36 protein-coding genes and 1 tRNA gene are annotated in these 22,310 nt (G+C 40.0%); 11 read left to right on the top strand and 26 right to left on the bottom strand.

Annotated features, from left to right (window positions below; all coding sequences use genetic code 11):
• Window positions 1-260 precede the first annotated feature (260 nt).
• The 17 genes from B1A98_RS16820 to B1A98_RS16770 all read right to left on the bottom strand — a co-directional run bounded on the left by B1A98_RS16820 (window position 261) and on the right by B1A98_RS16770 (window position 7,666).
• Window positions 261-668, bottom strand: coding sequence for a YopX family protein (locus B1A98_RS16820; protein ID WP_063385314.1), 408 nt, complete (start codon window positions 666-668; stop codon window positions 261-263).
• A 12-nt stretch (window positions 669-680) separates the two neighbouring features.
• Window positions 681-818, bottom strand: coding sequence for a hypothetical protein (locus tag B1A98_RS20575; protein ID WP_169713119.1), 138 nt, complete (start codon window positions 816-818; stop codon window positions 681-683).
• Window positions 799-987 (bottom strand): hypothetical protein, encoded by a 189-nt coding sequence (locus tag B1A98_RS16815; protein WP_063385315.1) that lies wholly within the window; start codon window positions 985-987, stop codon window positions 799-801. Before B1A98_RS16815 ends, B1A98_RS20575 begins: the two co-directional genes overlap by 20 nt.
• A gap of 36 nt (window positions 988-1,023) precedes the next feature.
• Window positions 1,024-1,419: a hypothetical protein gene (locus B1A98_RS16810; RefSeq protein ID WP_063385316.1), complete on the bottom strand. Its 396-nt coding sequence runs from the start codon at window positions 1,417-1,419 to the stop codon at window positions 1,024-1,026.
• 51 nt (window positions 1,420-1,470) lie between these two features.
• Window positions 1,471-1,944, bottom strand: coding sequence for a hypothetical protein (locus tag B1A98_RS16805; RefSeq protein WP_063385317.1), 474 nt, complete (start codon window positions 1,942-1,944; stop codon window positions 1,471-1,473).
• A complete protein-coding gene (locus B1A98_RS16800) occupies window positions 1,922-2,374 on the bottom strand; it encodes a DUF1064 domain-containing protein (protein ID WP_063385318.1) in 453 nt (150 codons plus the stop codon). The genes B1A98_RS16805 and B1A98_RS16800 overlap by 23 nt, the downstream gene beginning before the upstream one ends.
• Window positions 2,374-2,550 (bottom strand): hypothetical protein, encoded by a 177-nt coding sequence (locus B1A98_RS20570; RefSeq protein ID WP_158286040.1) that lies wholly within the window; start codon window positions 2,548-2,550, stop codon window positions 2,374-2,376. The genes B1A98_RS16800 and B1A98_RS20570 overlap by 1 nt, the downstream gene beginning before the upstream one ends.
• Entirely contained in the window at window positions 2,550-3,455 is a 906-nt protein-coding gene (locus B1A98_RS16795; RefSeq protein ID WP_240492483.1) for an ATP-binding protein, read from the bottom strand. Before B1A98_RS16795 ends, B1A98_RS20570 begins: the two co-directional genes overlap by 1 nt.
• Window positions 3,340-4,110, bottom strand: a complete 771-nt coding sequence (locus tag B1A98_RS16790; protein ID WP_063385319.1) for a DnaD domain protein — start codon at window positions 4,108-4,110, stop codon at window positions 3,340-3,342. The genes B1A98_RS16795 and B1A98_RS16790 overlap by 116 nt, the downstream gene beginning before the upstream one ends.
• A 32-nt stretch (window positions 4,111-4,142) precedes the next feature.
• Window positions 4,143-4,952: a PD-(D/E)XK nuclease-like domain-containing protein gene (locus tag B1A98_RS16785; protein ID WP_082821773.1), complete on the bottom strand. Its 810-nt coding sequence runs from the start codon at window positions 4,950-4,952 to the stop codon at window positions 4,143-4,145.
• Window positions 4,894-5,820 carry a hypothetical protein gene (locus tag B1A98_RS16780; RefSeq protein WP_082821774.1) on the bottom strand — a complete coding sequence of 309 codons (927 nt, stop codon included), beginning with the start codon at window positions 5,818-5,820 and terminating at the stop codon, window positions 4,894-4,896. The genes B1A98_RS16785 and B1A98_RS16780 overlap by 59 nt, the downstream gene beginning before the upstream one ends.
• On the bottom strand, window positions 5,817-5,990 hold the full coding sequence (locus B1A98_RS20565; RefSeq protein WP_158286039.1) for a hypothetical protein: 174 nt from the start codon (window positions 5,988-5,990) through the stop codon (window positions 5,817-5,819). Before B1A98_RS20565 ends, B1A98_RS16780 begins: the two co-directional genes overlap by 4 nt.
• Entirely contained in the window at window positions 5,991-6,185 is a 195-nt protein-coding gene (locus B1A98_RS20235; protein ID WP_125474367.1) for a hypothetical protein, read from the bottom strand.
• Between the two features lie 97 nt (window positions 6,186-6,282).
• Window positions 6,283-6,423, bottom strand: coding sequence for a hypothetical protein (locus B1A98_RS20560; protein ID WP_158286038.1), 141 nt, complete (start codon window positions 6,421-6,423; stop codon window positions 6,283-6,285).
• Window positions 6,424-6,601: 178 nt separating this feature from the next.
• A complete protein-coding gene (locus B1A98_RS20555; RefSeq protein ID WP_169713118.1) occupies window positions 6,602-6,754 on the bottom strand; it encodes a hypothetical protein in 153 nt (50 codons plus the stop codon).
• Window positions 6,755-6,875: 121 nt separating this feature from the next.
• Window positions 6,876-7,415, bottom strand: coding sequence for a hypothetical protein (locus tag B1A98_RS16775; protein ID WP_063385321.1), 540 nt, complete (start codon window positions 7,413-7,415; stop codon window positions 6,876-6,878).
• 65 nt (window positions 7,416-7,480) lie between these two features.
• Entirely contained in the window at window positions 7,481-7,666 is a 186-nt protein-coding gene (locus tag B1A98_RS16770; protein ID WP_063385322.1) for a helix-turn-helix domain-containing protein, read from the bottom strand.
• Window positions 7,667-7,732: 66 nt separating this feature from the next.
• Here B1A98_RS16770 and B1A98_RS16765 point away from each other — a divergent pair, with 66 nt between their 5' ends.
• Window positions 7,733-8,365, top strand: a complete 633-nt coding sequence (locus tag B1A98_RS16765; RefSeq protein WP_082821775.1) for a hypothetical protein — start codon at window positions 7,733-7,735, stop codon at window positions 8,363-8,365.
• Here B1A98_RS16765 and B1A98_RS20550 read toward each other — a convergent pair.
• From B1A98_RS20550 to B1A98_RS16755, 3 genes are read right to left on the bottom strand one after another with little or no spacing between them, the layout of a single operon-like run.
• A complete protein-coding gene (locus B1A98_RS20550) occupies window positions 8,362-8,529 on the bottom strand; it encodes a hypothetical protein (RefSeq protein ID WP_169713117.1) in 168 nt (55 codons plus the stop codon). The two genes, B1A98_RS16765 and B1A98_RS20550, sit on opposite strands and share 4 nt — an antisense overlap.
• Complete coding sequence (locus tag B1A98_RS16760; protein WP_063385323.1) at window positions 8,530-9,207, bottom strand: Rha family transcriptional regulator; 678 nt, start codon at window positions 9,205-9,207, stop codon at window positions 8,530-8,532.
• A 12-nt stretch (window positions 9,208-9,219) separates the two neighbouring features.
• The gene (locus B1A98_RS16755) at window positions 9,220-9,462 is read right to left on the bottom strand and encodes a helix-turn-helix domain-containing protein (protein ID WP_063385324.1); all 243 of its coding nucleotides are present in this window, start codon (window positions 9,460-9,462) and stop codon (window positions 9,220-9,222) included.
• 162 nt (window positions 9,463-9,624) lie between these two features.
• On the opposite strand from B1A98_RS16755, the gene B1A98_RS16750 reads away from it, so the two are divergent.
• The 8 genes from B1A98_RS16750 to B1A98_RS16715 all read left to right on the top strand — a co-directional run bounded on the left by B1A98_RS16750 (window position 9,625) and on the right by B1A98_RS16715 (window position 16,062).
• On the top strand, window positions 9,625-10,026 hold the full coding sequence (locus B1A98_RS16750; RefSeq protein WP_063385325.1) for a helix-turn-helix domain-containing protein: 402 nt from the start codon (window positions 9,625-9,627) through the stop codon (window positions 10,024-10,026).
• A 20-nt stretch (window positions 10,027-10,046) separates the two neighbouring features.
• Window positions 10,047-10,553 (top strand): ImmA/IrrE family metallo-endopeptidase, encoded by a 507-nt coding sequence (locus tag B1A98_RS16745; protein ID WP_063385326.1) that lies wholly within the window; start codon window positions 10,047-10,049, stop codon window positions 10,551-10,553.
• A gap of 329 nt (window positions 10,554-10,882) precedes the next feature.
• On the top strand, window positions 10,883-12,559 hold the full coding sequence (locus B1A98_RS16740) for an AAA family ATPase (protein ID WP_041101977.1): 1,677 nt from the start codon (window positions 10,883-10,885) through the stop codon (window positions 12,557-12,559).
• A gap of 52 nt (window positions 12,560-12,611) precedes the next feature.
• Complete coding sequence (locus B1A98_RS16735; protein WP_041101975.1) at window positions 12,612-13,475, top strand: DNA adenine methylase; 864 nt, start codon at window positions 12,612-12,614, stop codon at window positions 13,473-13,475.
• A gap of 101 nt (window positions 13,476-13,576) precedes the next feature.
• Window positions 13,577-13,954, top strand: coding sequence for an ImmA/IrrE family metallo-endopeptidase (locus B1A98_RS16730; protein WP_052475351.1), 378 nt, complete (start codon window positions 13,577-13,579; stop codon window positions 13,952-13,954).
• 176 nt (window positions 13,955-14,130) lie between these two features.
• A complete protein-coding gene (locus tag B1A98_RS16725) occupies window positions 14,131-14,514 on the top strand; it encodes a helix-turn-helix domain-containing protein (protein WP_052475350.1) in 384 nt (127 codons plus the stop codon).
• Window positions 14,515-14,518: 4 nt separating this feature from the next.
• Complete coding sequence (locus B1A98_RS16720) at window positions 14,519-14,725, top strand: hypothetical protein (protein WP_041101973.1); 207 nt, start codon at window positions 14,519-14,521, stop codon at window positions 14,723-14,725.
• 164 nt (window positions 14,726-14,889) lie between these two features.
• Window positions 14,890-16,062, top strand: coding sequence for a tyrosine-type recombinase/integrase (locus B1A98_RS16715; protein WP_041101971.1), 1,173 nt, complete (start codon window positions 14,890-14,892; stop codon window positions 16,060-16,062).
• Window positions 16,063-16,159: 97 nt separating this feature from the next.
• Here B1A98_RS16715 and B1A98_RS16710 read toward each other — a convergent pair.
• A tRNA-Ala gene (locus B1A98_RS16710) sits at window positions 16,160-16,232 on the bottom strand.
• A gap of 97 nt (window positions 16,233-16,329) precedes the next feature.
• Between B1A98_RS16710 and B1A98_RS16705 the strand changes: the two genes are divergently transcribed.
• A complete protein-coding gene (locus tag B1A98_RS16705) occupies window positions 16,330-17,322 on the top strand; it encodes a potassium channel family protein (RefSeq protein ID WP_063385327.1) in 993 nt (330 codons plus the stop codon).
• Here the strand turns inward: B1A98_RS16705 and B1A98_RS16700 are convergent.
• On the bottom strand, window positions 17,309-17,716 hold the full coding sequence (locus tag B1A98_RS16700; RefSeq protein ID WP_041101966.1) for a YugN-like family protein: 408 nt from the start codon (window positions 17,714-17,716) through the stop codon (window positions 17,309-17,311). The two genes, B1A98_RS16705 and B1A98_RS16700, sit on opposite strands and share 14 nt — an antisense overlap.
• Before the next feature lie 85 nt (window positions 17,717-17,801).
• Window positions 17,802-18,965 carry an iron-containing alcohol dehydrogenase gene (locus B1A98_RS16695; RefSeq protein ID WP_063385334.1) on the bottom strand — a complete coding sequence of 388 codons (1,164 nt, stop codon included), beginning with the start codon at window positions 18,963-18,965 and terminating at the stop codon, window positions 17,802-17,804.
• Window positions 18,966-19,327: 362 nt separating this feature from the next.
• Between B1A98_RS16695 and B1A98_RS16690 the strand changes: the two genes are divergently transcribed.
• The gene (locus B1A98_RS16690; protein WP_041101964.1) at window positions 19,328-19,561 is read left to right on the top strand and encodes a DUF378 domain-containing protein; all 234 of its coding nucleotides are present in this window, start codon (window positions 19,328-19,330) and stop codon (window positions 19,559-19,561) included.
• 94 nt (window positions 19,562-19,655) lie between these two features.
• Here B1A98_RS16690 and B1A98_RS16685 read toward each other — a convergent pair whose 3' ends face one another.
• From B1A98_RS16685 to B1A98_RS20805, 3 genes are all read right to left on the bottom strand, one after another.
• Window positions 19,656-20,900, bottom strand: a complete 1,245-nt coding sequence (locus B1A98_RS16685; RefSeq protein WP_063385328.1) for a Glu/Leu/Phe/Val family dehydrogenase — start codon at window positions 20,898-20,900, stop codon at window positions 19,656-19,658.
• Between the two features lie 31 nt (window positions 20,901-20,931).
• A complete protein-coding gene (locus B1A98_RS16680; protein WP_063385329.1) occupies window positions 20,932-22,146 on the bottom strand; it encodes an ornithine--oxo-acid transaminase in 1,215 nt (404 codons plus the stop codon).
• A 74-nt stretch (window positions 22,147-22,220) separates the two neighbouring features.
• On the bottom strand, window positions 22,221-22,310 hold a 90-nt coding region (locus B1A98_RS20805), incomplete at its 5' end, for a hypothetical protein (protein ID WP_231557211.1).

Genomic DNA, 22,310 nt, shown 5'->3' with positions numbered 1-22,310 from the left:
GTGAATTAGAAAGATGTAGAGATGCTCAGTTAAGAGCCACCATCTGCGAACACATTTCCTTAGTACGCTTGGTGTTAATCAGTAAATCTGATTAATGCTTTTTTTATCCAATTCAATATCCATGTTCTTGATCTTTCTATTGCGCATCTTATGTTTCCTACTCCTCAACAGTTTCCACCAAGAAATCGCACTGGGGGCATGCCTTCATGGGAACGATGCCCGCCAGTATTTCTGACTTATCGCAATCGATGCAACGGTATTCAATCACGTTCGATCAACTCCGGATTTTCGTAAATGTTACCGATGACTTCAACAGCCTTATCATTCCTAATAAGTGACCCTAATTGATAAGTTAAAGGGTGACCATGATGTGTACCGTCAAGAGCAGGACTGTAACCAGTCTTAGCAACAAAGGAGCCGTTATCGCACATGATTATGCCTTTTTCTGTTTCCTCGTTGCCATATAAATCAAAGGAAATAATATCCCCTTCATAAATCTCTACGCCGTTTTTGTCCTTCAAGCCGGTGTATTGCATGACCTCTACCGCTCCTGATGGCATCGGGAAGGTTTTGCCCCTTAGAAACCACTTACCTTGACTGAAACCGTAAACCTTGTACATTTTGCCATCCGCTTTATGCCACGCACGAAACTTAATCTCTCTACTCATTCCTCATCCTCCCTATCCAGAAATCTTCCAGCCGTTTCTGAGCCGGCTGTTGAGCTCATGACGTTGCAATCGTTCATACAGCCAGACCCGCTGCCCTTCTTCTTTTCGAAAGAGCAGATAGTATCCGGCTTTACGCTTCTTTTTGTTCATTCGCTACCTCCATCTGCTTCATAGCCCATTGTCTCCACTCTGCCCGCTTACGTTGAGCCCGATATTCTTTCTTGAGACGTTCTATTTCCTCTGGCGGCGGCTTTGGATTAGTCTTGCTGCTTAAATCCAGCCATTGTTCCATATATTGTTTAGGAGTTAATTCGTTCATCGCTATTCTTCCTTCGCTTTCTCGACATACTATTGATTAATGCAAATATGGATTAGGATTTTCGATATCTATTGTTGTTGTGAAAGGCTTCTGGCCAAATTTATTTAGCGAATATGCTTTCAAACGATTGATCTCGTTCCTCATCTTTTCCTGACCTATTCTTTCAATTACTGCAACAATCTGAACAGCTACATTCAGTTCTAAAAAAAGCATCGTTTCTTCATAGCTTTCAATCGCTTCAGAAACAGGTACGCGGAAAAGTTTTGCCCCTGATTCAACTTCTGAAACCAGAATAAAACCACTGATCGGAACAGCACTAAATTTGAAACCACCAACAGCAATTGAATGACCTGCTACTTTGACCCACCCTTTTGTAGTGGACAAATAAAACTCTTCAGCTTGTCCAGATACCTCAATTTCGATTTCCTTCAAAACTTAACACCCCTTTTTATTCGATAGTTTCGGTTTTATATGAATGACTTCTTAAAACAATGACATCTGCTCAAAGTTAGCCGACTCTTCTTCAATAAGCTCCATTTCAAAGGACTCCTCCATAGGGGCTGGTTCAACCGGTTGATAATCCGTAAACCAATGAGCTGGAAAACAACCACACAATTTGGTTAACTGTTCATCTTCAAAAAAGGTGAAGTTCTTTTGATGATCTTTTGCAATCACATAGTAATGCTTCCACTCTCTTCCGGCTTTTTTATACCACTTGGTTGACCAAATCAATTTAGCCTTATAGACTTGCTCATGCTTTAACTTTGGAATGATGGCCGGCGGTTCAGGAGGCCAGTCATCGATCAATTCGAATTTCTCTTTCTGAAAACATCCTATGTGAGCAGCTTCATTCGGGAAACGAGAAACATAGTAATGTGCCGTCCCATTCGGAAAAAGATATACAGTTTCAGGAAAAGAGCCAGCGAGCTCTGGATCAACGCACTTTCCTTGCAGCATGTCTGCTTGCTCCTCTCAGTTTCTTTTTCTTCCGCTCATAAGCCTGATATTCTTTTAATGGCATAAAACGCTTGTGATCATAGCTATAAGCAATCAAGCTAAGCGTGTGAGGATATTTAAACTCAAACAGCTTATGTTTGATCCGGAATGCTTCTGTTTCCACTCCCTTGATATCAATCACTTCAATGCTACCGTCCTTCTTATGCACTTCAAAGTCAGCTACATATTCGATCTTCCGATGAGCGATGCCGTTCTTTTTAAACGCCTCCTGCAGCAAGTAGCGCGGCTGAATCCGGAAGAAAAGAATTTGATTGTTTGCTTGCAGCCATTTCAACTGCTCATAGTATTTTGCTTCTGCGAGACTATCAAAAACATGACCGTCTCGCTCCACCTTTTTATTTCCGTACTTTGCTTTTCCTTTAACTGCCATCAACTGACTTCCTTTCCAACCAGACGCTTAGCTTCTTCAAACCGTTTCTTGAAATCTGCCCGGCGTTTCTCCCAAACCGCCTCTGGCATTGGTCCACAGTTCGGACAAGGCTGGACAAACCTTAAAGAACCACTGCCGCCTTTATCAACATAAGTGCCGTTGCATAATTTACACATTATCGTTTTAGCCTCCAATCAATTCCTTCTGCATCCAGCAGATATTTTCCACATTCCCCGATTAGCCGGCTGCCTCCTGCATGTCCAATCTTGTCAGCAAGAGTGCCGCGATCTTCATTACTGTTAAAAACAATGGGTCTTCGCCTACGGTATCGCTCATTAATAATCGTGTAGTACATTCGCTCGCGCGGCTCTGTCCAGTTCACTTTTCCAATGTCATCCCAAATGAGTACATCTGCCGACAAAGCACCGTTTAAGAGGTGGTTATACGTTTCTCCCCCGTCATCCATTTTCTTTGCTTGCATAAGCTCTTCCATGAAGGTTACATCCGATACTGTCAGCACGTTAAAGCCTTCCTTGATCAGCTGCTTAGCCAAAGCAATTTGTAAATGAGTCTTACCGATACCGTAATTGTTATGTTTTTGTTTTAAGGCGGCTCGTTCTGCAGTAGGCATTTCTTTCATTCGCTGTTCCCCAAAGACTGCAAGTAACCCAAAGTTATCAGACGGAATCACTTTCTCTTTCGTGTCACCGTTTTTAATAATCTTAAAGAGTGATCGATACTCCTTTGTTAACTCCAACATTTCTTTCTGAATGGACGAGGTAGTTTCATAGTTTTCAAAGTTCGCTTGAGTAAATTCTTCCGGGATCATCGATTGTTTAAATCGTCGCTTCCAAGCTTTTCGCTCCCGGCATTCACAAGGTTTAGAGAAGGTATACATCAAGTCGTTCGTTGATTCCTTTTGGTAGTAGATTAGTTCCGTATCCTTGCAAATAGAGCACTCATACTCATCCGCCCCAGGCTCTTCTGGCTTCTTCGAGCTCCCGATAGACATCATCCGTTGACTTGCCTTTTCTTGCAGGTCCGCCATGACTTCCGCGATGCTGATAAACTTTCTGGCCACTCTCTTCACCTCGTTTTTTGTTAGGATTCTTCAAAATGGACTCTACATACTTTAGATTGCGGGCTCCATACAGAACTGCTTCGGCCATAGCATGTAAAACCAATGCTTCTCCGTAATCGTCAATCAAGCTCCCTAACGTATCTGCTACAAATCCACTAAGCTGGCCAAATCCTTCTTGTTCGTAAAAATGAAAAGGATTAACCAACATGCGCGTATTTTCTTCATCACCTTCTTTATCTTTTTGTTTAGTTTTATTTAGTTTAATTAATGCGGAACCAACTCCGGAACTAGGTGCGGAACTAACCTCGGCACTAATTGCGGAACGAAGTGCGGAAATATTTTCCGACCTTTGAGGAAGTTCGGAATTATTTTCCGTTCTTTCAAAGGAAATGATCTTATAAGTAGGTGCTTTTCCTTTTCTGGAGGCAAAGTCAATCCGACCTTTTTGCTTCAATTCATTTCTCACTTTTCGGAGGGTGCGATCTGTTAATCCTGTTTTGACGCATAGCACCGATTCAGCCACCGTAAATGTTTCTGCCCATCCAGCCTTATTATTTATGTGCATGAGTGCGTACCATAAATTAATTGCTGATGGTGACAGTTCATTTATTTCGAGCCAATCATAGAATGCGTTCATTTCTCTGATGTAGTTCACGCTTACTCCCTCCTTTCACAAATTTTGTATGTTCATTGCCAGATCAACTCGCCAATCTCTATCGTGTCGTTCAGTTGCTTAGTCATTCGGCAGTAATCACATTTCTCGCACCGGATCGGCTCTGCTTTTCCAGCCTTCACGTCAATCAGCCGTTCCATTTTCATTTCGATGTATTCGTACTCGAAATCAAAGCGTGTTACATCGAAGTGCAGCACTGCTTTATTCGGTGGATTTTCCTTTGTTACAGCAACGATATAAGGTGTATAGGTGTTTCCGGTAACCTCTTGTAAAACCCGTCTGTACAGCGCCATCTGGAGCACATAATCCCATGCCTCCACAAAAGAAACCCAATTATCGTATTTAACTGACCAGTAACGCTTATAAAGGTCCTGTGTGGTTTTCAAATCGCTGAATGATTTGCGTTCATGGTTAATGCTATCCACTTTGATTTTCCAATCTGCTCCAAATAAATGAGCCGTGTAAATCTCTTCTTTGTCGCCTTCCATAGCAAACATGGCGAAGGGATCTGCTTTCAATGTTTCGATCATCCGGTCAGCTGTTTCAAAGTCCGAATACTTGCCGCCGCGAGCTTTAAATATAGCTCCGTTGTTTTCTTCAACGAATTGGCTGAATGCTTCATCACTTTCAAATGCTGCGTGTACATAAGAACCTACCAACAAGGCGTTGGAGTGGGGCTCTTTATAAGCCCCTGTCAACTTCGCCATTGTTTTTGCCTCGCACTCTATGAAACTTTTAAATTGAGAAACAGAGAAAAACTCTCGATCAGCTTTGTTCGAATGATAGTTCTCCCTGGTCAAAGTCCATTGCTGTGTCTGTGGCACTTGGCTTCACCTCTTTTTCTGGTTTTGCCTCTTCTTTTTCAGAAGCAGCTGTCTCCTTGTTCTCGCTTTCAAACGACTTAGCTAGATCACTTTGCTTATTCTTTTTAAGAGTGCTCTTATCGAACCAGTCTTCCACCTTGCTCATCCCGTCTTTCAATGAATTGAAGATCTTGATTAAATCCACATAATCAACCTCTGTGAAAGCATCGGCATTATATCCAAACCGAGTTTCTATCATTTCCTGAGTTACCTTATATTGATTTTTAAAAGCTGTCAGTGCATTGGCGATACGATCTTTCAACGGTCCTTTATTATTTCCTGCCAGTGTCTTGTTGCACTCTTCTACCGCCGTTTCAACTATGTCTCCAGGAATAATGCCGAGTATGCATGCCCGGAGTCTTCTGGCCCCGTTATTAGCGACCAATTCATAAATATCTCGCGGATCATCCAGCTTATTAATTTTCCCTTTTGCTTTACGAGAATGTTTAACCGTAAACACCTTTTCTTGACGTACGTTTGTTTCTAAGTCCCAAGCATAAGCCATCGCAACTGACTCGCCTTCGCGCTGTTCAAGTTCTTTAACTCCAAATGCAATATTGCCCCAGTTCTGGGCTAAAACCTCCGCTAGTCGGATAGACGGCCCTTCAACCATTGCTCCGCCTCTTGGATATCTATAAATGGCTGTCTGCGCTAACGAAGGACGCTTGCATGCATCTAAAATGCGCTGTTCAGACTGAAAGACATTTCTAGGGAATTGACGGGCCATGAAAATCTGCCCCTTAACTTCTTCCATTTCGCGGGAAGACGATGCTTGTCCAAGTACGCTTGGTTGTTGCTGCTGATTAAATTGTTCCGTTAACTGATTCACTGGATATCCTCCTTCGTTTCTTTCACAGTAATATGAGTTTCCTCTGAAATAGTGAGTGTATTTGTATCGACCTGTTGTTTATATCTAGAAATAGCTGTGCGAGCATCTGCCGCTTCTACTTCTGTTTCAATAACTATTTCTTTAACCTCGCTAATAAAGAACTTTGGCATTTAGATGGCCTCCTCCATGATTACTGATAGTAAAGCGTTATATTGCACGACAAGCTCCTCTAAATCCTCATGTGTGCCTACACTAGCAATTGCTTGACTAACGCCTATATACACAGAATCCAACGCGACTTTCTCATCCATGTGCGGGAACCTCTTCTTCGTCCGAATAAAGTGACTTTCTAAACAAATATCCACTCAGGTTCTCTCCCCTTGATTTAATTTTCATAGTTCGGTACAATATAAGAAACAATTTTGAAAAGCCTCTGACTCCTGCTGCTCACAGGGGTCTTTTTCATTCTTCTTCACAATTCCAACAAGTATCGCCTTCTTCAAGTAGTTCTCTACCACACATTTCACATTCATGAATTTCTTCATGGAGATGATATGGATAACCAGTCAACATCATTTGTTCAATCACTGGATGATCTCTCATGTTTTTCACCTTCTTTCTGACGGATGATGTCCATCGAGCCGACCAGGAGGAAAATGAAGGGATGAAGGTAGATAGGAGGCCCTCCCGATCAGCTCGATGAGCACCAAACGTGCCCATCCGTTTATAGCGTGTTATAATGAAATAGATTTGAACCCCTTGTGCGGTAAGCTATCCTTAATTAGCTTGCCGCTTTCTCTTTGGAAGCGAAATAACGTTTTTTAGCTTCAAAGTCCACTGACAAAAGTAAAACCGGGTTATCTCTCATTTCCTTACAAATCTTTCTTACTTCAGATGCCTTCATTAAACGACTTGCTGATAAAGTGAAATACATTTTGATCGCTCCTCATTATTGGATTGTTTTTCATCCTCGAACCTGTGGATCTTTGATACTCGCTCAACTGGTATACCTCTCTCTGTTAGACGCTGAATGATAACTTCTATATCTAGCGCTCTCATGCGAACCATTCCTTTGCCTTCCAAACAACTTTTCTGTTTTCATGCCGCTTTTTCAGTGAAATATTATAGTTTTTTGCTAGAGTGATTTTTAGGTTAGCTAAAGCAGCTTCTGCATCGTAAATTTCATCGGTGACCTGAGCGATCCGCTCTCTTTCTTCTTTGGTTGTTTCACCTGGTTTTCTGTTTAAAATTGGTCTTATGTTTTCTAAAATGGCGATGACCTCTTGTACTTCTCTTATAGCAAAGTCTTCTACAGCAAGCCGGTTCTCCCAGTCAACTGCCCTCCCTCTCAAAACGGGTGGTGTGTATCCCCCAGAGAACTCATGAATTAAGTCTGTTGCATAAGCCGGGCAGTCGTATGCTTGAATAGAAGCCTTCGCCACATCCTGTTGCATCCGTCGTCGGTCGTTCTTAATATGACTTCCCAACTGTTTAGAAATATTCAAATCCATAGACATTTGCTCAACTGTAAGCTCCTCTTCCAGGAGAAGCGTCTTAACTGCTTCTCCCACTTCTGCAGCCTGTTTTAAAACCAAGCTGATCTCCCCCTTCTGTATCTTTTCTTTAATTGGTAAATACATAAATTGGTAGTATGCTAGAATCACATACCGATAGCTTGTTGTTCTTGATCGCGAATCCAAGCTTCAATTGTTTCTTTAGAAAAGAAAATTCTGCTACGGATTTTGAAGTGAGGAATTTCGTTCTTCCTCACCATGCGGTAAATGGTCTCTCTAGTGACACCGAGATAATCTGCCATTTGTTTTGGCGTAAGACGTTGAGTAGACATTAGCTAACCTCCTTATCTGACTCCCCTTCCTGTGGTAATATTTTCATAGGAAGGAGGTGATTGTAATTGAGTAGTTCATCAAAACCTACTATTGGGCTCACGCAATTTATCGATTTCACTGTTAAACAAACGATGAGCGCAAAGATAAATAAGGTAACAGAAATTAAAAATCAAGGTGACTATCATCCTGCTAAGGATCACTGGAAACAGTTGCGAGAACAGATTAGATATTGTTGTGAAAATGGATTAAGTTTCGATTTACTCGACAATCTTCCTCTAAGTGTTCATGAGCGAAAAGTGAACTCATACAAAGAGGCAATTAGATCTTTTAAAAAGTTTGTCAGGAACAAAGAAATCTCTTGGTTTGATCCACCAAAATCACACTGGAATTACAGCGATCAAATCGTTGTTCGTTCAACTCCTGAACTAGGGTTGATAATTGATGGTGTTCCTCACTTAGTGAAATTGTTTTTCAAAGGAAACACCGAAAAAATAACGGAGAGAAATATTAAACCAATCTTGAATTTAATGGTTACCTCAACTAGAGAGCATGAGTGTCCAGAAAACACGGTTGTATGCGTGCTTAATATCAAAAATTCCAAATTACACGTTGAAAGAAATGCATCACCGGCTGTTCTTAAGGCTTTAAAATACGAGGCCCTTACTTTTAGAAATATTTGGGACGGCGAGTCATTTTAAGTTAGTTCATTACCTAATTCACTTATAATTTGGCCGCATGTCTCACAAATCCAATCATCATTTTCGCAATGAAGCACTCCTAATCGTTCTTTGCAAATGGAACATTTTCTGTTAGCGATAGCCGCCGTTGCCGCGGTGGCTATTCGTCTAAGTTTGTAAATCATTTAGCTAACCCTCCTTGGAATCCAGTTTTCGATGTACCGAATAGCTGATTGAAGCTCTTTCTGCTTTACATCCTTGTAGCTGGCAACGCCAAACCGATCTTTAATTTCCCGATATACTTCACGGAACAATCTTGACCGCTCAGCAGGATCGTCACAAAGCTCGTACACTTTTGAAGCGACCGCTTTTTGCAAACGTCTCTGCTCGCCGGATGTGAGCGTTATTTGCTCTTCGATTTTTTCTTCAAGTTGGTTGATCTTTGATTGATGAGTGTTAAGGAGATTCTGCATTTCGTTCTGTTTCTCGGCCGTCTCCACTGTAAGTTTCATTGACTGGATCAATGCTGTACGGTCATCGAGTACATGAACTTTACTTCGAAGCTGTTGCTCCATCCGGTTAAACTCTTGGATGTAGGCCTCCTTATACTCAGCAGCCTTCTTGCCGGTGTAACCCATCACAAGGAAGGCAAGTCCATCTTTTTTAATGAGAAACTTTTTATAAGTGCGGTTACGATCATCGGTGTAATCGATCTCCGCAAAATTGTGGAGATTAAATTCAGGGCTGCAGTCCAGGTTTCGGATATCTCGCAACACAACATCGTGTCTTTTTTCAAAGACTTCCGCGACCGTTAGGCTATCTGTCACTGGCTGGCCGTTTTCGATAAAGACTAGTTGATTCAAGTTGATCACTCCTTAGATAGCTTTTTTATTTAACTGCATACTTTTTATAACCGATTCCGTTAGTTCATCATTAAAAAAAACAGCAACATCGACATCTAATATAATCGCAATGATTTTAAGTCTCTCTACATCAAGTTTAGTTTCGCCAGATTCTAAATATCTATAACCTTGTAGTGACAAGCCCAGAGATTTAGCGATATGAGTCTTGGTCACTCCTTTCGCTTCTCTTATTTTAGCAACGTTGGTATTAACCATTTAATCACCTCCATTTCTTTAACTAACGTTTCTCGTTACATACAATATACTAACATATTCCGTTAGTGTCAACCACTTCTATTAAATAAATCTCAAAAACGGTTAGTTTTATATCATATTCCGTTAGTCGGTGATAATATTTTATTGAAAGGAGTCCTTTTTATGGCTATCAATAATAGAATCCGTGAATTACGAAAAAAGAGTGGACTAACTCAAAAAGAATTAGCCGACAAAGTGAATGTGTCTCCACAGGTCATCTCTAATTGGGAAAGAAGATATACTAACCCAGACTATGATGATGTAAAGAAATTGGCTGAGATTTTTGATTGCTCCAGCGATTACCTCCTAGGCAGATCAGATAACCCTAAACCTAGTAATGAAGAGTTCAATTCATTAGCAGAAATTAACCGAATGGTAAAAGAATACGGGATAGAAAGCTTTGGCTTCTTTGACATAGAACAGTGGAAGCAACTTTCTCGGGAAGATGTTGAGGAAATTAGAAAACACTTTGAATGGGTGGCCCATAAAGCCAAGGAACGAAACGAATCCGATTTCGATGACTAACTTGTGCAAGGAGTGTTTTTGTGCTTAGTAATTACCACACAACCCCTCTTGAAGATTGGGTTACTCAACTTTACATAAAATTAGAAATTTTCCATCCTAGTCAAATTGATGAAGAGTTTATTGCTAAGAAATTAAGAATCTTTCTGCATAGGAAACCACGTCCATCTTTTTTTGAAATAGTCGGCAACTATCTGGGAATTACAATCGACTGTAGAGCAACACAAGAAAAGCAGCGAGAAATGTTTTTCCATGAACTCTGCCACATATTGAGGCATTGCGGCCAGCAAAGTATTATGCCTAAGGCTTTTCGCGATTTACAAGAGTGGGATGCTCAGAACTTTGTAAAATATGCTGCTATTCCTCATCATTTATTTAAATATATTGACTTTAACCAGCATGACTTAGAACAGCACATGGCAGAATTGTTTGGTGTAAGTACAGAACTCTGTAAAACAAGGATTGAACAAATTAAAAACAGAAGCTGCTTCTATTCATCGACAACACGCAATAGCGTGTCTTTATTTTAGCTATTTGATGGTACTTTTTTCATTATTTGTATTACTTATCTAGTAAAGAGTTAGATAACATGAAATTTGCTTTTGTTTATAAGAAATATAATAAATTAACTAATGTAATTAATTAGAGGTGATGTAACCAAAAATACTAAGATGAAATTTAAAGGTGGCAAACCTGCTGTATCTGCAGCTCTTTATAATGTAAACCCAAAGCTTGATAGAGATGTTATTGTTTATGAGAGAGAAGAGCCCTTTTGAGGGTTTTTCTTTTATAAACTAATCGTTATGACTGCAGTTCATTATATGTTTATCTTGAAGGTACCTAAATAAAAAGGAAGCGAATGATTTTTATGGTTACTCATAACAAAAATTTAATAAAAAAAATACGTATTAAAAAGTTTCGTAAGCTAAAAGATATTGATATTGATATCGCCGAGAGAATTACTGTAATTGCTGGCCACAACGGTATCGGAAAATCCACAATTTTAGGATTAATTGCAAATGCTTCTGAATTAAGAGGATACCAAAGTTACTTTAATAAGGTTTTTCAAAGTAAGTTCAATGAAATCTTTCATTTAGATAGTAATCATGATTACACCAAAAATAGTGATGAAAAATACTCTGTAATTATTGATTACTTGTATAAGAACACTGATGTATACAAGATGTGCACTGTCTCTCAAAATGTCGATAGATTAAGAATAGTTCCCAGAAATTCAAATTCTGCGGGAAAACTAATTGGTTCACAAGTTCTCGATATAGGTGCAGACGCTAAAGTTCCTATTCCAACTCTTTACATTGGAATGAGTAGAGTTATACCCATTGGTGAATCGAAAGAGGAGCACTACTCTCTAACTCATAGCAATATTGATGAACAAGATATTCATGATTTAAATCTATGGTTTAAAGAAATTATTGGTGACGAGGAACTAGAAGATGACAAAGTATCGAAACAAGACTTAAAATACTCCACCAAGAGATCTCTAGGTCCCAGTTTCAAAGATTATTCATACAAATCAGTATCCCTAGGCCAGGACAGTTTAAGTACTATATTAACAGCTATTTTATCTTTCAAAAAACTAAAAAGAGAATTAGGAAAGGATTATCATGGCGGGATTTTAGTAATTGATGAAATTGATGCTTGTTTACATCCTTCAGCACAGTCAAATTTAATAAGAGTAATTGATCAATGTTCTAAGAGTTTAAAGCTACAAATTGTTTGTACTACTCATTCGCTAACTGTAATTCAAGAAATACTGGGTAAACAGATTACTACAAACCAAAATCCAAAAGACGATAGATTGTACTACAATGTGGTTTATGTCCAAGATACTGCCAAGCCAAGTGTTATGGATAATCCATCATATTTAAAAATAAAGAATGATATGTTTCTGAGGTTTAACCTTTATCAAGATAACAAACATGATGTAAAGATTTATTTCGAAGACGAGGAAGCTATCTTCTTTTTTGATAATATTAAAAAAAATACGGAACAGATTGACACTGAAGGTTTACGATTCGATAAAATCTGCGCTCAAATTAGTTGCGATACCTTGCTGAAACTTCCAAATAAGGACTCCTATTTTAAGAGTGTCTTAATCTTACTTGATAATGACGTATTAAATTCACAAATTTACAGAGAAATCATTTCAGAAAATGAGAACTTGTGCGTTTTACCAGGTACCGGTTCTCCAGAGGAAACTATTCATCAGTATCTATTAGAACTAGTCAAAAACACCGATCATCCCTACTGGAAAGACAATCAGGGAATTATTACTGTCCAGGCAATTAGAGATAGAACCTTAAAAACTATAAAGGATCTTCTCAAACGAGATTCTGAAAAAAGAAAAAGAGAGATTTACAAAGAATGGTTTAAGGAGTTCAAACTAGTATTTGAACAAACTAAAATTATTACCTATTGGATGAATGACAACTCAGAAAAAATACAAGAGTTCATAACTAGCTTTAACCAAGCAATAAAATATTTAAGGACACATCAAATTAAAAATGACAAATAGCTTCTGGCCAAGTCAGTCCTTTTCTGCTACTCTAAAGTAGAGGTGATAAAAGATGCCGAGGCCTACCCTCACGCCATTAAGGTATCCCGGTGGTAAAGATAGCACCTATGAGTATATAAAACATTTGGCTCAGCTTAATAACATTAAAACTTATATTGAGCCTTTCGCGGGTGGTGCAGCAGTAGCCATCCGTTTGCTTGTTAACAAAGATATTGATCAGATAATAATAAATGATGTTGACAAGAGCATTTACTGCTTTTGGAAAGTAATTGTTGAAAATCATAAAGAGTTAATAGAAAAAATATACTCCACGCCAGTTAACATGGAGGAATGGTATAAACAAAAAGAAATTCAAAAAAATAAAGAAAATGCAGATGATCTAAGTCTCGCTTTTTCAACCTTGTTTTTAAATCGCACCAATAGATCTGGCATTATAAAAGCAGGGGTGATTGGAGGTAAAAATCAAGATGGAAAGAATAAAATAGATTGCCGATTCAATAAAGAAAAAATAATTGAGCGTATAGAGCTAATAGCTTCTATGTCTGATCAAATTCAGGTTTTTAATTATGATGCTAAAGAGTTTATAGAAAAAGTAATTAAATTTACTCGTAAATCACTTACATTTTTTGATCCCCCTTATTATGATAAGGGGCCAGAACTATACACAAACTTTTATCAACACCTTGATCACGTTGAGCTGGCCGAAGTGATTAAAAAACAAATGAAAAATCGTTACTGGATTTTGACCTATGATATCGCTGAGGAAATTGAATCTTTATATTCCAACCATTCTCCTGAAAGATATTACCTTAATTACTCAATTGCCAAGCCAAGTAAAGGCAAAGAATTTATGTTTTTTTCTAATAAAATCAATAAAGGATCTATTGAAAATTATTTAAAGATTGTTCAAGATTAATTATCACAAATTTTTCCATTACCCCATCTTTCATGAGACGGGGTTTTTATTGTAAACTAACAAAGAACATACGTTTGTAAACAATTTTTGAGGTGAAGTCAATGATCCATTCTACATTGTTAGAAGATTATATTTTCTCTTTATATCAATCTATACATATCTACACTCCCGATCAATTGAACATGAAAAAAATAGCTAGCAGGATAGGTGTAGACATCGAATATATTGATAGCAGTAGTAAAACTCTATATCCCCCACAAGAAACCATAATTCTTATTGACCGGCGTTTATCTTCCCAAAAACAATGGCAGGACTTTGGACATGAACTGGGACACTTGTTAAGGCATTTTGGGAGCCAATTAACTCTCCCTCCTCCTTTTATCAAGATGCAGGAATGGCAAGCAAATAATTTTTATGTATCACTTTTGTGTTCCTACTTTCATGTTGGAACACATGTCATTCCCTTGGAGAAAAAGTGAAGTCATTGAAGTGATTTCAAAAACATTTAATGTTGAATATGAGTTTGCCGTTCAGAGGCTTGAACGCTGGATATTGCAGAAAGAGAGCTCTTTATTCTATGAGAGAGTTTTTGATCTCAATTGTCATTATCAAGTTGAAGCTATCGATCAAAAAAATAATCAAGAGGTGTTTTAAAATGTCTATTTTTGCAGAACGTTTAAAGGACTTAAGACTTCAAAAGAAACTTTCGTTGATAGAACTTTCTCAAAAAGTGAATTTGAGCAGGGATGCTTTAGAAGCCTATGAACAAGGCAAGCGAATTCCCGATATTTCTCAAGTATCAAAACTGACTGATTTTTTTAAGGTTTCTTTATGTTATCTCATAGGCAAAGTAGATAACCCTACTGAAATTATTGATATTTCCGATGAGTTTCAAGGTTTTCACATTAATGGTATCCAGGATTTATCCGAAGAAGAGATAAAAAAGATTTGTCTTATGTCCAGCGATGACTCCCTTTACATAGAATGGTATCTCGACAATACAGAAACTGAAGAGCCAAATTATTTTATAGAGGACTGATAATATGCTTTCTGAATTCGAAATCAAACGAGCTGAAAAATCGAGACAAAAAGCTTTAAAAAATTCTGTTAAACATGAATTAATTAGAATTCCTGTTTTCGAAAGAGTATACATGAAAGATGGTGAACTCTATGGAGAATTCCCTGGCAATCCTATTCCTAGGAAGCTTAGCGATTATGCTGCTTCAGTTGATAACAATGAGAAGGATTAATTTTTTTACCAATAAACAGAACGTATATTCTTGGTTTTAGCTAGATTTGAAAGCTGTATTTCAGGCGGCTGTTCATGGAAGATGCAGCTACTCTTTTGTAGTTGCATCAGGATTGAATAATACAATTAAAGCCGAAATGATAGAAAACAAAGGGAGGTAATCACATGGCTAGTATCGAGAAGCGCGGGAAAGGCTCCTATCGGCTCACTGTAGAGCTTGGATATGATCATGAGGGCAACAGGATTAAAAGACGAAAAACAGTGAAATGCAAGGGAATTACGGAGGCTAGAAAGGAGCTTGCGAAGTTTGTTACTGAAATAGAAAGCGGAGAATACATTACACCGGAAAAAATGCTCTTCTCCGATTTTGTAGATGAGTGGCAAAAGCACCACGGTGTTAAGGAACTTGGCGAGCAAACTTTAGAAAGTTATCGTATGTATCTTAAAAATCACATTCTTCCGTTTTTCGGTTCTATGCGGCTAAGTGATGTCAAACCGATCCATGTAATGAAATTTCTAACGGAAGCCAAACGAGTGAACGGACAAGGAGAGCTTTCTACCGGCAGCAAACAATATCTTTACCGGATTCTTCGTGATGTTTTTCAACGGGCAGTGGATTGGAAGAAGATTAAAGAGAATCCAGTGGCCGCAATCAAGAAACCAAGAGCGAAAAAGGGAGAGAAAAAAAGACGGGCTGATGTCTATGACGAAGATGAAGTTCGGGAGTTATTTATTGCAGCACAAAGCGCTCCCTTGCACTGGCGTGTATTTCTCTCACTTGCTCTGGCTGCCGGATTAAGGAGAAGTGAATTATTAGGCATAGAATTATCTAAAATTGATACAGAGAAACAAGAAATTTTTATCGATCAGGCTATTGTTCGAGGGAAAAATGGAAAGCCTGTTATCAAGAGCACTAAGAGCGCAGCGTCAGAACGACTAATTTCTTTGCCTGCTTCTGTCAATGCAGAGTTAAAACAATACATTACTCATTTGAAAAAAGAGAGGTTGAAAGCCGGAGATAGGTGGGTAGAAAAAGAACATGAGTGGCTCTTCTGTAATATTGATGGGACTCATTTTTATCCAACAACCCCTTCTACCTGGTGGCGGCGATTTACAGAACGAGTTGGTGTCCGTTATATCCGTTTGCATGATCTGCGGCACACGTCAGCTACTTTATTGATTAACCAAGGTGTACACGCAAAAATTATCTCAGAACGTCTCGGCCATGCTGATATACGAATCACCATGGACACTTATGGACATGCATTAAAAAAAGCAGATCAAGAAGCTGCAGACAAATTAGATGGGCTATTTTTAGACCAAAAAAAGCAAGGTTAAAAAAATCGGTCCCCAATCGGACCCCATTTGCTGATTTTTGTTTGGTTCACTATTTTTAGACATAAGAAAAACCCTTGCTGTGCAAGGGTTTAAGTAATGGAGCATAGCGGGCTCGAACCGCTGACCTCTACACTGCCAGTGTAGCGCTCTCCCAGCTGAGCTAATGCCCCGTTCATTGCTATATTCACTATTATATGGATTTCACTCAAAATAGCAAGACCCCTCACAAAAGAAAGAATATTCTAAATTCAAAAGGAGGATGCCCGGATGCTGCAGTCTCTCTATTACAGATTCGTTGAATCACCTATTCTGCTTAGAATTTTTATTATTGCCGTCTTTTTCATTACACTCTTCGGCACAGCAGTTCATATTATTGAGCCGGCTACATTCCCGACTGTATTTGAGGGCATTTGGTGGGCAGTGGTCACCGCTTCAACAGTGGGTTTTGGGGATTATGCCCCAAAAACAACAACTGGCCGGATTCTCGGAATCGGGCTCATTTTCGCAGGAGCAGGCTTTTTATCCGCTTATTTCATCAATCTCGCCGCCTCTGCTGTCACCTTGCAAAATTCTTTACGGGAGGGAAAGGCCATGTACACGAATAAAAACCATTTAGTAATTGTCGGCTGGAATGAGCGCACAAAAGAGATTATTGATCATTTACATACGCTCTCCTTCTCACGGCATATCGTTCTTGTTGATGAATCTCTGGGAGCTAATCCTTACTCAGAGAAAAGAGTTCACTTTATCCAAGGAGCACCGTACAAAGACGAAACGTTAAAAAAAGCAAATATTAAAGACGCGGCGACTGCTTTAATTACATCCGATCAAAACAAAAATGAAATGCATGCAGATATGAATTCTATTCTGACTCTCGTAGCAATAAAAGGCAGCAATCCATCTCTGCATTGCATTGTGGAAATTTTGACAAACGATCAAGTCGTAAATGCTGAACGAGCAGGAGCAGATGAAATCATTCAAACAAATAAACATGCAAGCTCTGTTATGCTGAACAGCATTCAGCAAGAAGGCGTCTCTTCTTCTTTAATGAACCTGATGGACCCGGCAAACGGCGGATTTCTAAAACCAGTAACACCCGAAAAAGACTGGATTGGTGCTGCTTTCGGAGAGTTGGCCGTCACACTTTTAAAGGAACGCACTCTTCTGATCGGCATTCAAAGAGAAGGGGAAACCTTTATCAATCCCCCGCTCTCTTTACAAATTAGCCAGTCAGATGAGCTGCTTGTCATTCAGCATTGAGTGTTTGTTCCGCTTCCTCGAGAAGCCGCTTTCCCGCTATTACATACTTTTCTTTGATTTCAGCATCTTTGTCCTCCGGTTCAGCAAACTGATTGAATGCTCCTCCTATGTTGCCTGGAGAAGCCAATTCATCAATCCCCCGCTCATAGACATGAGCTAAAATAAACGGAGAGCCGAATGTAACGATCGCACCCGGAGAATCCAACTGGCCGTTCACTGCTGTAAAAGGCAGGCGCAGAAACTGATAGCCCTCTTCATCATTGATTTTATAATCAAAGGAACCTTGGTCATAATCCCAGTTGCCGCCGATCGAATAACCGAGCGGCTTCAGCTTCAGCTCCAAATCATACAAGTTAAAGCTTTTTCCTTCTAGTGAGGAAGGCAATTGAATCATATGTTCATCCCCTCTCTTTTTTCTTATAGTGTCTCCAACGACAAAAAAAATTCCGCAAACAGGCGGAATTTTTAATGGCTATTTATTACAATGACGCGCGCAAAACAGATAACACCCCGTCTCTATCCATTGGACAAAAGCGCCCAAACTCTCCTCTTTTCATGACATGATCGGCTATTTCCTCCAGGCTGTCATGCTTAATCCCATAATTGGAAAGGCGCGCCGGTGCTCCAAGATGTCTCCAAAAGTTCCGGAGTGCTTGAATGCCCTCCATCCCGGCTTCTCTCTCTGTTCTTCCTGCAGTTTTCACCCCGAAGACGCGGCTGGCAAACTGGCTGAAGCGCACCGGCCGTGAGCCAAGGGCATACTCCATCCAGGCCGGAAACAAAATAGCAAGACCGGCAGCATGAGGAATATCATGCACGCCCGATACCGCATGCTCAATGATATGGGCTGTCCAATCACCGCGATAACCTGATTGCAATGTTCCGTTTAGTGCAACAGTTCCTGCATACATTACCTTTTCCCGGTATTCATATTGATCAGGCTGCTCTAACAGCCGAGGTGCAGTCTCCACTAACATTCTCAATAGTTGTTCACTAAAACCATCTTGAAGTTCTGTCCCCTCTCCCTGATGGAAATAGTTCTCCATAATATGGCACATGATATCAATGACGCCAAAGGCAGTTTGATCGCGCGGAACAGTCACCGTATAAGCAGGATCACAAATTGAAAATTGAGGAAATACATGCTGGCTATGCCAATCAATCTTCTCGCGGGTATCGGCGTTCGTAATGACAAGCCCTGCATTCATTTCAGAACCGGTGGCGGCGAGCGTCAGCACCGTACCAATTGGAAGGGCTTCGCTAATCTTTTTCCCCTCTGCAATTAGCTCCCATACGTCCCCTTCATACTTCGCACCGGCAGCAATAGCCTTAGCTGAATCAATGACACTGCCGCCGCCAACAGCTAAAATAAAATCAATTTTCTTTTCTTTGCAAATACCTATTCCCTTATGGACAACAGCAAGCCTCGGATTGGGCTCCACACCAGACAATTCGTATACGTTTGCTTCCATTCCCTCTAGTTGCTTGATCACCTCATCATATAACCCGTACTGTTTAATGCTTCCCCCGCCATAAACAAACAGAATATTTTTGCCAAACTGCGATAACTCTGCCTGCAGCCTGTTAATAGAGCCTTTTCCAAAAATCCACTTCACCGGATTATATTGAATAAATCGATTCATCTCATCACGCTCTCCCTTTATAAAATTGTTCTTCTTAATTTTATAATACATTCAGAATTCCCCCAAAATAATTAACTCCCATTCATCAATATATAGGCGGTTGATTGCAATTAGAGGTTTTCAAATTTTCCAAACAGGATATATAACCAACATGTACCAAATATTCCGTTTAAGAAGATGGGACAAGATACTAAAAGAGGCTGAACGGAATAGGATGAGTGTAGAAGAAGCTTGACGCAAAGGCAAAGAAGCCGAAGCGGAGTAAAGAAGGCCCATTGGCTGATCTTATTCATTAGCTTCATGTATGTAAGCGATAAATTCGCGCATACTAAACATCGTCATAGATGAAAGGAGGAAAAGAAATGAGTCTGCTTCAACGATTTGCACTTGCATTGACAATTATCGGAGCTCTCAACTGGGGATTGATTGGACTGTTTCAATTTGATTTAGTAGCAGCTATTTTCGGCGGTCAAGACTCTATACTTTCAAGAATCATTTACGTACTTGTTGGGCTGGCAGGATTGGTGAACATTGCCCTCTTGTTTAAACCGGATGAAGAAGTAAATAGGAATCGCAAACTTGAAAGTCGCGAGTAGCTTTCTCAATTGACTATAAATGGATAGAAAAAGGCCGGTGGATGACCACCGGCCTTCATTTAATGGAGGCTGTTCTTTTTTGCTTGTTATCTAATTAGACCCATCCTCTGAATTTAGAAGCTTCTGCTGTTCTGCGGACTCCGACCATGTAAGCAGCCAGACGCATATTTACTCCGCGAGTTTGAGCTGTTTCATAAATACTATTAAAGGCACTGATCAAAGTGTCATGAAGTTTTTGATGCACTTCTTCCTCTGTCCAATAATAACCTTGGTTGTTTTGTACCCACTCAAAGTAAGATACAGTCACTCCTCCTGAACTTGCTAGCACGTCAGGAACGAGCAGAATGCCTCTTTCCGTCAAGATTTTTGTCGCTTCCATCGTTGTCGGGCCATTTGCCGCTTCTACAACGATAGAGGCTTTAATATTTGCAGCATTCTTTTCTGTAATTTGGTTAGAAATAGCAGCCGGTACTAAAATGTCACAATCTACTTCTAACAATTCTTGGTTTGTAATTGTGTTTTCGAACAAAGTAGTGATTGTACCAAAACTATCACGGCGATCAATTAAATAATCGATATCTAAGCCGTTTGGATCATGAAGCGCACCGTAAGCATCAGAGATCCCGATAACTTTCGCGCCAGCATCATGCATGAACTTCGCTAAGAAGCTTCCAGCATTTCCGAAGCCTTGAATTACAACGCGCGCGCCTTGAATGTCGATGCCGCGTTTTTTCGCTGCTTCTTTAATACAAATGGTTACCCCTTCTGCCGTTGCTTTATCGCGTCCATGGGAACCGCCCAGAACAAGAGGTTTCCCTGTGATGAAGCCTGGAGAATCAAATTCACGAATGTGGCTGTATTCATCCATCATCCATGCCATAATTTGAGAGTTTGTATAAACGTCTGGAGCTGGAATGTCTTTTGTAGGGCCGACAATTTGGCTAATTGCCCGAACGTAGCCTCGGCTTAAACGCTCTAGTTCCCCCATTGACATTTGGCGAGGATCACACACGACTCCGCCTTTACCGCCGCCATATGGCAAGTTAACAATTCCTGCCTTAAGCGTCATCCACATTGATAATGCTTTTACCTCTTCTTCATTCACATCCGGATGAAAACGCACGCCGCCTTTAGAAGGACCCGCCGCGTCACTGTGCTGTGAGCGATAACCGGTAAAGATTTTTGTTGAACCATCATCCATACGTACAGGTATACGTACTGTCAGCATACGTAATGGCTCTTTTAAGAGTTCATACATTTCCTCCGAATAACCCAACTTTGCCAAAGCTTCTTTAATGACATCCTGAGTTGATGTGAATAAATTTAGATTTTCCGACATTTTGAAATTCGCCTCTTTTGTTATTTAATCGTTAGTTCGTGCCAGATACAGAAAGCACTTTTTGAATACGCTCGATCGCCCAATCCAGCTCTTCTTGTGTAATAACGAGTGGAGGAGCGAAACGAATGACCGTGTCATGAGTTTCTTTACAAAGCAGTCCTTCTTCTTTTAACGCTTCACAATACTTACGTGCCGGCTCATTTAGTTCTACCCCGATAAATAAGCCTCTGCCGCGTACATCTTGAATCATTGGATTATCAATTTCTTTCAGTTTGCCCACAAAATATTCGCCTAATTCGAGAGAACGCTCAGCCAATTTTTCTTCTTCAAGCACTTCGATAGCAGCTAATGAAACTGCACAAGCCATCGGGTTGCCTCCGAAAGTAGAACCGTGTGAACCAGGGTTGAACACACCAAGGATATCTTTATTTGCTGCCACACAAGAGATTGGGAATACCCCGCCTCCTAGCGCTTTGCCAAGAATGTACATATCAGGCTCGAACCCTTCCCATTCAGTAGCAAACATTTTGCCTGAACGAGCAAGTCCCGCTTGAATTTCATCTGCTATAAACATAACATTGTTTTCTTTGCAAAGCTCGTAAGCTGCTTTTAAGTAGCCTGCAGGCGGAATGTTGATTCCTGCTTCTCCTTGGATCGGTTCAATGATAAAGGCTGCAGTATTTGGAGTAATAGCTGCTTTGAGAGCCTCAAGATCACCGTAAGGAACAAGTTTGACACCTGGAAGCATCGGTCCGAAGCCGCGTTTATATTCTTCATCTGATGACAACGATACTGCCCCCATTGTACGACCATGGAAGTTACCTTCGCAAGCAATAATTTCAGCTTGGTTGTCGGAAATTCCTTTTACATCGTATCCCCAGCGTCGTGCCGCTTTTAAAGCTGTTTCTACTGCCTCAGCGCCGGTATTCATTGGCAATACCATTTCTTTGTTTGTTAACTTGGAAACTTTTTCATACCAAGGTCCAAGCTGATCATTATGAAACGCACGGGATGTTAAAGTAACACGGTCCGCTTGATCTTTTAGCGCTTGAATAATTTTCGGATGGCGATGCCCTTGGTTTACAGCAGAGTAAGCACTAAGCATATCCATATACTTATTACCTTCTGGATCCTTCACCCAAACGCCTTCTGCTTCAGAAATAACAATCGGCAGCGGATGATAGTTGTTTGCTCCGTACTTTTCTGTTTGCTTGATAATATCTTGTGATTGGACTGTATTAGCCATCTTGTTCCCCCCGTTTATTTTCATATTTTCACTTCAAGAGCCTCCCAACCGGAGGCTCTCAATAGAAACTTTAATTAGAACGTTTCAGATGTTGTTTTTGCTTGCATGTGAAGCTGTAAATAATCCGGACCGCCGGCTTTAGAGTCTGTTCCTGACATATTGAA

Source organism: Pseudobacillus badius (assembly GCF_002189605.1).
Classification (GTDB): Bacteria; Bacillota; Bacilli; order Bacillales; family Domibacillaceae; genus Pseudobacillus; species Pseudobacillus badius.
Note: the sequence above shows the minus strand (reverse complement) of the source record. Positions and strands in the feature narration are given on the sequence as shown.